Source organism: Lelliottia sp. RWM.1, assembly GCF_016859735.1.
In the GTDB taxonomy this organism is placed as follows: domain Bacteria; phylum Pseudomonadota; class Gammaproteobacteria; order Enterobacterales; family Enterobacteriaceae; genus Enterobacter.
The window spans coordinates 1-3,000 of the sequence record NZ_WLVC01000106.1; the positions used below are offsets into that span (position 1 = coordinate 1).

At 57.2% G+C, this 3,000-nt stretch carries 4 protein-coding genes; 3 read left to right on the plus strand and 1 reads right to left on the minus strand.

What is annotated here, in order from left to right:
- Window positions 1-23: 23 nt before the first annotated feature.
- The gene (locus GF617_RS26635) at window positions 24-1,055 is read right to left on the minus strand and encodes an IS630-like element ISEc33 family transposase (protein WP_032425611.1); all 1,032 of its coding nucleotides are present in this window, start codon (window positions 1,053-1,055) and stop codon (window positions 24-26) included.
- Between the two features lie 124 nt (window positions 1,056-1,179).
- Between GF617_RS26635 and msrB the strand changes: the two genes are divergently transcribed.
- The 3 genes from msrB to GF617_RS26650 all read left to right on the plus strand — a co-directional run.
- Window positions 1,180-1,623 (plus strand): peptide-methionine (R)-S-oxide reductase MsrB, encoded by a 444-nt coding sequence (msrB, locus tag GF617_RS26640; protein ID WP_004099035.1) that lies wholly within the window; start codon window positions 1,180-1,182, stop codon window positions 1,621-1,623.
- 1 nt (window position 1,624) lies between these two features.
- Window positions 1,625-2,164: a peptide-methionine (S)-S-oxide reductase MsrA gene (gene msrA / locus GF617_RS26645; RefSeq protein ID WP_004099036.1), complete on the plus strand. Its 540-nt coding sequence runs from the start codon at window positions 1,625-1,627 to the stop codon at window positions 2,162-2,164.
- A 132-nt stretch (window positions 2,165-2,296) separates the two neighbouring features.
- Window positions 2,297-3,000 (plus strand): glutathione S-transferase N-terminal domain-containing protein (locus tag GF617_RS26650; protein ID WP_004099038.1); only part of this gene is annotated, 704 nt, incomplete at its 3' end.

Sequence of the window (3,000 nt, forward strand, 5' to 3'; positions counted from 1 at the left end):
CTAAATAGCTGCGCCTAATACCGCTACACTTTTGCCTGACCATGTTTTCCTCCGGGGAATGGGCTGGCGGTTTCCATAAAATGGCGGACCTTTTTCAGTAACTGCCACATTGAGCGGCACTGATGATTACGGGTTATCGTGTCATGAAGTGCCTGCCATAGCCGTTCCACATGATTCACCCACGGCGAGTAAACCGGCTGGTAAATTACCCTGAACTTGGGATTTGCTTTCAACCAGCGCTGTGTTTCGCGGCTTTTATGGATAATGTAGTTATCAACGATCAGCGTGATTGTTTTCGCCCGCCGGTAAGTGGCTTTCAGGTGCTTCAGCAGAGCGATAAACAGCGCTGAACTTTTGCTGTTGCCGCCCACGTAGCTGACTTTACCCGTGCCACTGTGCAGTGCGCCGGCCAGATAGTATTTTTCGTTCTGCCCCGGCGTCACTACCCGTTTCTGCTGTCCGCGCAACTGCCAGTCCGCACCGATTTTAGGATTAAGGTGGATATCCACTTCATCTTCATAAAATACCGGATGCTCTGCGCTGCATTCATCCAGCGCTTTGTGGATTACCGCCATCTTTTCATCTTTATGTGGGTCACGGATACGCAGAGTTGGCGCGGCCCTGCGCCATACAAGCCCCGCAGATGGCAACCAGCGGCGAACGGTTCCTGCATGTAACTGGCAACCGGTTATCTCATTGATTTTTAATGCCAGTAATTCGGTGCTCCAGCGTGAACGTTGATAACCAAAATCGCCGGGAGAATGCTTTATCAGCTCACGTAACAGGGTGCAGATATGTTCAAAAGGCCAGCGTCGGGAGCGCCCTGCGGGTAAGGATTTCAGGCCTTCAATACCTGAGTGCGTAAACCAGTTAATCCAGCGACCAACGGATGAACGAGCACAACAGAGAGTTCTGGCAACATCGCTGACCCGTTCACCCCGATGAAGCATCAGCATGGCCGTGAGTCTGCGGGCATGATTTTTATCGCGCGTTTTATGAATAGCTTTCTGCATCAGGCGTCGTTCGCCACGGGGTATTGGTGCTATGATCGGCATCGCTCAGTCCGGTTGGTGGTTTTGGTTGGTTTGGCGATTGATCAGATCGCACAATCCGGGCTGAGTTCCCTTTCAGTGATCTACTATTCCGCGCATCTATTTAGATTAATTATTGGAGACTATCATGAAGTTTGAGAAGTCACAGGCAGCAGTTGACCGCCTGACCCCCGAGCAACGCCGGATTACCCAGGATTCGGGGACCGAAAGGCCCTTCACGGGTGAGCACAACGACAACAAGGAGCCTGGCATCTACGTCGACATAGTGTCGGGAGAGCCGCTGTTCGCTTCAACGGACAAGTTCGATTCGGGTACTGGCTGGCCCAGCTTCACCAAGCCGATCGTTCCGGCAAACGTGAACGAGGTGCGGGACAGTGCACACGGCATGGTCCGGACGGAGGTCAGGTCGGTACACGCCGACAGCCATCTGGGCCACGTTTTCCCGGACGGTCCTTCCGACCGCGGCGGTCTGCGCTACTGCATCAACTCTGCGTCCCTTCGCTTCATCCCGCGCGACGAGATGGAGTCCGAGGGATACGGTGAATATCTCGATCAAGTAGAGGAGGCTTAACATGCATCAGCGCGCTGTTCTCGCAGGAGGATGTTTCTGGGGCATGCAGGATCTGATCCGCAAGCGGCCCGGCATCATCTCGACCCGTGTGGGTTACACGGGCGGCGATATTCCGAACGCCACGTATCGTAATCACGGCACGCATGCCGAGGGGATCGAGATTGTCTTCGACCCGACAGTGACGAGCTACCGGCACATCCTGGAATTCTTCTTCCAGATCCACGATCCGACGACGCTGAACCGCCAGGGCAATGATCGTGGGCTCTCCTACCGGTCGGGCATCTATTATGTCGACGAGGAGCAGAAGCGCGTCGCCGAGGATACGATCGCCGATGTGGATGCCTCGGGGCTGTGGGATGGCAAAGTGGTGACCGAGGTCCAGCCGGTCGGCGAGTTCTGGGAGGCCGAGCCCGATCACCAGGATTATCTGGAGAAGCGGCCGGGCGGCTACACCTGCCACTTCGTCCGTCCCGACTGGGTTCTTCCAAAGCGGCATGAGGCCGGCGATGTGAGCCCTGCGGCCGGGGCTGCAGCGGAATAGGCTTCGCTGCCGTTAGTGCCGCGCCGATCCGGTTCGCAACCTCCGACGACCGCGTCAATCGACGCGGTCGTCGAACCCGGCCTTGAAGCAGATCATTCCATTCAGCCGCCGTCGCAGTGCCAGGATCCAGATATGACAGACCTCTCCTCCTTTCCCATCACGCAGCGCTGGCCAGCATCTTATCCGGATCGCTTGCAACTATACGCGGCCCCCACGCCCAACGGCGTCAAGGTCTCGATGATGCTGGAGGAGACTGGCCTGCCGTATGAGCCCCACTTCGTCGACATCTCGAACAACGAGTCGAAGGATCCAGCGTTCGTGTCGTTGAATCCCAACGGCCGCATACCCGCGATCATCGATCCGGCTGGCCCTGACGGCCAGCCCATTGGCATATGGGAAACCGGTGCGATCCTCATCTATCTGGCCGACAAGACGGGGCAGCTCATCTCAACAACACCCGCCCAGCGGTACGAGACTCTGGCCTGGGTGTTCTTTCAGGTGTCGGGCGTTGGGCCGACCTTCGGACAGCTAGGCTTTTTCCTGCGATTTGCCGGCAAGGACTATGAGGACAAGCGACCTCGGCAGCGCTTTGTTGATGAATCCAGGCGTCTTCTCGGGGTCCTGGATCACCGGCTGGAGGGCCGCGAATGGATTGTCGATGATTACTCGATCGCGGACATTGCGACGTTTGGCTGGGTGAATGCGCTGGTCGAATTCTACGCAGCGGGCGACATCCTCGGCCTAAGCAGCTATTCGAACGTGCAGGCATGGCTCGAACGCGGGCTGGCGCGACCGGCTGTACAGCGTGGCCTGCGAATTCCTGCGAGGCCTGCATG